Source organism: Streptomyces sp. ID05-39B (assembly GCF_033794725.1).
GTDB classification, from domain to species: Bacteria; Actinomycetota; Actinomycetes; order Streptomycetales; family Streptomycetaceae; genus Streptomyces; species Streptomyces bobili.
Genome location: NZ_JARGEF010000355.1, coordinates 1 through 6,208, shown reverse-complemented (window position 1 = coordinate 6,208; position 6,208 = coordinate 1). Strand labels below are relative to the sequence as shown.

Sequence of the window (6,208 nt, the reverse complement as noted above, 5' to 3'; positions counted from 1 at the left end):
CCCCCGGTACCCGACCTCTCCGTCGTCGTGCCGGCCTACAACGAGGAACGGCGGCTCGGCCCCACCCTCGACGCCCTCACCCGGCATCTCGCCGCCGCCGGTGACCGGTGGGGCAGCTGGGAGATCGTGGTCGCCGACGACGGCTCCACCGACGCCACCCGCGAGATCGTCACCCTGCGCCGCGACCCCCGGCTGCGGCTGATCACCAGCCCCCGCAACCGCGGCAAGGGCCACGCCCTGCGGCTCGGCGTGGGCGCCAGCCGGGGGCGCCGCGTGCTGATCACCGACGCCGATCTCGCCGTACCCGTGAGCGAGCTGGAGCGGCTCGACGCCGCGCTCGCGGAGGGCTGCGCTGCGGCGGTCGGCTCCCGGGCCGTTCCGGGGGCGACGCTCGGCGACCGCCGGCACCCGGTGCGCGAACTCCTCGCCGGCGCCGGCAACCTGCTCATCCGCTGGACCGCCGTGCGCGGGATACGCGACACCCAGTGCGGGTTCAAGCTGTTCGACGGTGAGAAGGTCCGGGCCGCGTTCGCCGCCTCCCGGCTGGACGGCTGGGCCATCGACGTGGAGGTCCTGCGCCACTTCCAGCGGGCGGGCTGGCCGGTCGCCGAGGTCCCGGTGCACTGGTCGCACCGGCCCGGCTCCAAGATCCGCCCCCTGGACTACCTCCGCTTCCCGCGCGACCTGATCCGCCTGCGCCTCCCGGTCCCGAGGCCCGCCGACGCCGTCGCCGCCACCCTGTTCCTCGCCATGGCCGTCACGCTCTACGCCGGCCGCTTCTTCGACCCCGCCCACCGCTACCTCACCGACTCCCTCCAGGACCAGAACCAGTGGGAGTGGTTCTTCGCGGTGACCGCCGACAATCTGGCGCACCTGCGGAACCCGCTGTTCAGCGACCTCCAGGGCGTCCCCGACGGTGTGAACCTCATGGCGAACACCGCCATGTTCGGCCTGTCCGTGCCACTCGCCCCGGTCACCCTCGTGGGGGGCCCGGCCGTCGCCCTCAGCCTCGCCATGACACTGGGTCTCGCGGCCACCGCGGCGGCCTGGTACCGGCTGATCCTGCGCCGGCTCGTGCCGCAGCGGGGGGCCGCCTTCGCCGGGGCCGCGCTGGCCGCCTTCGCGCCGCCCATGGTCAGCCACGCCAACGCCCACCCCAATTTCGTCATCCTGTTCATGATCCCGGCGATCATCGAACGGAGCCTGCGGCTGTGCGCGGGCACCCGGGTCACCCGCGACGCGGTGATTCTCGGCCTGATGGCCGCCTACCAGGTCTTCCTCGGCGAGGAGGCCCTGCTGCTGGCCGCGCTGGGCATGCTCCTGTTCGCCGCCTCCTACGCCGCCGTACGCCCCCGCGTGGCCCGCGCGGCCTCACGGCCCCTGCTGCGCGGCCTGGCGCTCGCCGCGGCCGTCTGCCTGACCCTGGTCGTCTACCCGCTGGCCTGGCAGTTCTCCGGCCCGCAGAGCTACACCCACCTCGACCACGGCCCCGGCGCCGCCAACAGTGTGCGCGCCCTGCTCACCTTCGCCGAGCGCTCCCTCCTCGCGGGCGACGCCGACCGTGCCGCCGCCCTCTCCCTCAACCCGACCGAGCAGAACGCCTTCTACGGCTGGCCCCTGCTCCTCCTCGCCCTCGCGATCACCGTCGCCCTGTGGCGCCGGCCCGTCGTCAGGGCGCTGGCCGTGACCGCGACCGCCGCGGCCGTCCTCTCCCTGGGTCCGCGCATCCACGTCCCGCTGACCGGGGCGGAGATCCCGGGCCCCTGGGCGCCACTGGCCGGCCTCCCGCTGCTGGAGTCGGTCATCGTCAGCCGCGTCGCGCTGATCTGCGCGCCCGTCCTCGGCATGCTCCTCGCCCTCGCGATCGGCCGGCTGGCCCACGCCCGCTCCCTGGGCACGCAGTACGCCGGTCTCCTCGCCGTCTGCCTGGCCCTGCTCCCCCTGATACCGGCCCCGCTGAGGTCCGAGCCACGCGCCGAGACGCCCGCCTTCTTCACCGACGGCGCCTGGAAGGCGTACGTCCGCCCCGGTGAGTCCCTCGTGCCGGTGCCACTGCCCGAGCCCACCGCCGCCGAGGCCCTGCACTGGCAGACCACCGCCGGCCTCGGCTTCCGCATGCCCGGCGGCTACTTCAACCGGCCGTACGGCGACGGCGACCGCAGTGGCGTCTACGGCGTCCCGCTGAACTGGACGGCGAGCCTCCTCAAGGACGTACGGGAGACGGGCGTCGCCCAGGTGATCGACGCCCGCGCGCGCGAGGAGACCCGACGGGACCTCGCGTACTGGCGGGCGGGCGCGCTGGTGCTCGTCCCGCAGCCGCACGACGGGCCGCTTCGGGCCACCGTGGACAAGCTCGTGGGCCGCCCCGGGACGTGGGTGGCCGGAGTGTGGGTATGGGACCTGCACGAAGGGAGCTGACGCGGGAGGCACCGACTACCCTTCCCAGTCCGGGCATGGAAGCCATGCCGTTCGGGCATGGACGTTCGGGCATGGACGTTCGGGCATGGACGGTTCGGGCAGGAAGCAATGACCACGCGACACCCTGAGTGAGGAGCTCTCTTTGGCCTGTGACCTGTGGCTGGTGCCGCTCGTCGACGTGTTGTGCCACACCCCCGACAATCCCTTCGCCGAGGAACTCGCGCAGTACAACAAGGTGCTCGCCGAGTCGGGACTCCCACCCGTGCCGGTGTACCAGTACATGCCGGGCCTGTCCGGAGACGTCGCCCCCGTGGCCGGCTTCGACTACGACGCCCTGCACTTCCTCCGTCGCGCCTACCTGCTCCAGGTGTGCGGGCTGCCGGTGACCCCGGTGGACGACCTGGGCGGCGACTACGAGCAGCTCCTGGAGATGTTCGAGTCCACCGCCCAGCAGTCCCACCTCGTCTGGCACTACGACCACGCGGGCGCCTACGTCCCGGTGGACTTCCCCCAGCCCCTCTCCAACGACGAACTCCTCGCCGGCGGCGGCCCGCTCGGCTCCGCGCAGTCCCTGCTGCGGGAACTGGAGTACGTCGCCCCGTCCATCGGCATCGATCCGGCCAATCCGCCGGCCGCGCCACAGCCCCCGGCCGCCCCGACGGAGTTGGAGGAACCGGCGCTCGCGCCGCCGTACGATCCGAGCCCGTTCGCCCGTGAACGGCATGTCTGGCTCGGACTGCACGCGGCGGCGACGCGGAGTCTGGCGCAGGGGTCGATGATCGTGTTCAGCTGATACTGACCCGTCGGAGGCCCGGCTTCAGCGGCCGAGCTGGGAAAGGCCCTTCTGCACGTCGTCGAGGTTCATGACCGGCGTGTAGGTGATCTCCGCGCCGAGGTTCTGGAAGAACGGCTCGCTGATCACCGGCATCTGGGAGCTGTCCTGCATGTCGAAGACCAGGTAGGCGGTGCGCTTGCCCTGGTCGGAGCTGAAGTAGGCCGCCTCGGGCTTGGTCTGCTCCACGAACTCCTGAATCAGTTTCGGCAGCGTGCCGTTGTGAATGGCTTCGTTGCCCTTCTCCGTGTCCATCCGTGCCTTGAGCAGTACGCGCATCGCACTCACCTTCTCCTGGTCGACGCGCGGGGGTGTGAGTTTCAGGCTATGCCTGTTCGCGGCATATCTCCCGGTGAGACGGAGGGGGCCGGCGCCAACTCCCGGTGAGACGGAGGGGGCCGGCGGTCCGACGGACCGGCGGACCGGCGGACCGGCGGACGCCGATGGGCAGATACGGGCCGGCGACCTCCCGCTTCCACGGCGTGTCTCTGGCCCGGAACCGCCCATCGCGGGGCCGGTCACACCCACCGGCCCGCGCCGCCGGGCGCGCGGCGGCAGCCGGCGTCTCCGCCGTGGCTGCCGCCGCACCTGACCCTGACCGGCCTCTAGATGAACGAGTTGATCTGGATGGTCTCGTCCCGGCCAGGGCCCACGCCGATCGCGGAGATCGGGGCGCCGGACATCTCCTCCAGCGCCTTGACGTAGTCCTGGGCGTTCTTGGGCAGGTCCTCGAAGGTCTTGGCCTTCGTGATGTCCTCGGACCAGCCCGGAAGGTTCTCGTAGATCGGCTTCGCGTGGTGGAAGTCGCTCTGCGAGTACGGGAGTTCCTCGACGCGCTTGCCGTCGATCTCGTACGCCACGCAGACCGGGATCTGCTCCCAGCCGGTCAGGACGTCGAGCTTGGTGAGGAAGAAGTCGGTCAGGCCGTTCACGCGGGTCGCGTAGCGGGCGATGACCGCGTCGAACCAGCCGCAACGGCGGTCGCGGCCGGTGGTGACACCCACCTCGCCGCCGATCCGGCGCAGTGCCGCGCCGTCCTCGTCGAACAGCTCCGTCGGGAACGGTCCGGCGCCGACCCGGGTCGTGTAGGCCTTGAGGATGCCGATGACCCGGCTGATCTTCGTCGGGCCCACGCCGGCGCCGGTGCAGGCGCCGCCCGCGGTCGGGTTCGACGAGGTGACGAAGGGGTACGTGCCGTGGTCGATGTCCAAGAGGGTGCCCTGGCCGCCCTCGAACAGGACCACCTTGTCGTCCTCCAGGGCCTGGTTGAGCACCAGGACCGTGTCGGCGACGTACGGCCGCAGCTTCTCGGCGTAGGCCAGCAGCTCCTCGACGACCTGGTCGACCGCGATGGCGCGACGGTTGTAGAGCTTGGTGAGCAGCTGGTTCTTGACGTCGAGCGCCGCCTCGACCTTCTGCAGCAGGATCGACTCGTCGTACAGGTCCTGTACGCGGATGCCGACCCGGTTGATCTTGTCGGCGTAGGTCGGGCCGATGCCCCGTCCCGTGGTGCCGATCTTCCGCTTTCCGAGGAAGCGTTCCGTCACCTTGTCGACAGTCACGTTGTAGGGCGTGATGATGTGCGCGTTGCCGCTGAGGAGCAGCTTCGACGTGTCGACGCCTCGCTCGTTCAGACCGCTCAGCTCGGAGAGCAGGACCGACGGATCGACGACGACTCCGTTTCCGATGACGGGCGTACATCCGGGCGACAGGATTCCGGAAGGGAGAAGATGCAATGCGTACTTCTGGTCGCCCACGACGACCGTGTGGCCGGCGTTGTTGCCACCCTGGTAACGCACTACATAATCCACCGAGCCGCCGAGCAGGTCGGTGGCCTTTCCCTTGCCCTCGTCACCCCACTGAGCACCGAGCAGCACAAGTGCGGGCACGCGCGTACACCCCTTCCGGGTGGGGCATGTCCAGGGTCAGGGGCGTACGCGGAGGCTCTCACCACCGCGTGCACCACGACCGTCGTCGGTCGCGGTACAGCGACCGCCTTCGGCCGCCGAGCGACCGTCGTCGGCCGCACACCGTCGGACCCGGATGCCCCGGAATAGACGAAGCCCCTGGCGCAATAGCGCAAGGGGCTCTTGCACAAAGATGCTACCCGAGGAAGCGAGGCAGGACCGAGGTGGCGACTTTCGCGACGCCGGACCAGCTGCTGGTGATCATCGATCCGGTCGCCCGGAGGACGGACGGAGAGTCCGTACGGATCGCGAAAGACGTGCTCAGCGCGGGTGCGGCCACGAAAGTGTGCCTCCCGGAGGACGCGGAGGAATTTGCCCGCGTCCTCGCGCGCCGGGGCTCGCGGCGGCCCGTCGTGATCGGTGACGACCGTGCGCTGCTGCGCGCGGTGACCCTGCTGCACCGGCGGCGGGAGCTGGCCGAATGCGTGCTGTCCGTGGTGCCCGTGGGTGGCGCCCTGAGCGTCGCGCAGTCCCTGGGGGTGCCCCTGGGGACCGTGGCGGCGGCGCGGGCCGTCCTGGACGGCGCCGAGCGCCGCCTGGACCTGCTCGTCGACGACAGCGACGGGGTCGTCCTGGGCACGCTGCGGATCCCGCCGCTCGCCGGCCAGGACGAACAGCGCGATCCGGGCGGGATACGGCCCTGGCTGCGGACCTGCCAGTCCCTCGTGCGCACGCTGGTGCCGTCCCGGCCCGCCCCGGCCCCGGCGGCCCCAGGCCCCACGCGGCTGCGGATCGAGGTCGACGGGGTGACCCTCGTCGACCTGGGCCAGCCGGTGGAGGCCGTCTCGGTGACCCCGGGCGCCTCCGGCACGGCGGTGGTGCGGGTCCGGCCGGTGTCGGTGGGCGCGGAGGCGTCCCCGCTGGAGGCCCGGGGCCGCACGGTGACGGTGTCCGGGGCGGACTTCCGCTACCGGGCCGACGCGGCGGTGGCGGGGCCGGTACGGCGGCGGACGTGGGTGGTGCGCGAGGGGGCACTGGGGCTGGTGCTGCC

General features: G+C 71.7%; 5 protein-coding genes. 3 read left to right on the top strand and 2 right to left on the bottom strand.

Annotated features, from left to right (window positions below; genetic code table 11):
- The coding region (locus tag P1P75_RS38775) for a glycosyltransferase family 2 protein (protein WP_319264237.1) at positions 1-2,418 on the top strand (2,418 nt) is incomplete at its 5' end.
- A gap of 142 nt (positions 2,419-2,560) precedes the next feature.
- Positions 2,561-3,211, top strand: coding sequence for a hypothetical protein (locus P1P75_RS38770; protein WP_086771790.1), 651 nt, complete (start codon positions 2,561-2,563; stop codon positions 3,209-3,211).
- Positions 3,212-3,235: 24 nt separating this feature from the next.
- Here the strand turns inward: P1P75_RS38770 and P1P75_RS38765 are convergent, their stop codons facing one another.
- Together P1P75_RS38765 and P1P75_RS38760 are read right to left on the bottom strand one after the other, a co-directional pair.
- The gene (locus P1P75_RS38765) at positions 3,236-3,529 is read right to left on the bottom strand and encodes a hypothetical protein (RefSeq protein WP_319264236.1); all 294 of its coding nucleotides are present in this window, start codon (positions 3,527-3,529) and stop codon (positions 3,236-3,238) included.
- A 326-nt stretch (positions 3,530-3,855) separates the two neighbouring features.
- On the bottom strand, positions 3,856-5,139 hold the full coding sequence (locus tag P1P75_RS38760; protein WP_319264234.1) for an adenylosuccinate synthase: 1,284 nt from the start codon (positions 5,137-5,139) through the stop codon (positions 3,856-3,858).
- 242 nt (positions 5,140-5,381) lie between these two features.
- Between P1P75_RS38760 and P1P75_RS38755 the strand changes: the two genes are divergently transcribed.
- Positions 5,382-6,208, top strand: an 827-nt coding sequence (locus tag P1P75_RS38755) for a diacylglycerol kinase family protein (protein ID WP_319264233.1), incomplete at its 3' end; no start/stop codon positions are given.

Bases quoted from the DNA above. Each gene is read 5' to 3' on its own strand.
- P1P75_RS38765 (WP_319264236.1), bottom strand. From the start codon at position 3,529: ATGCGCGTACTGCTCAAGGCACGGATGGACACGGAGAAGGGCAACGAA.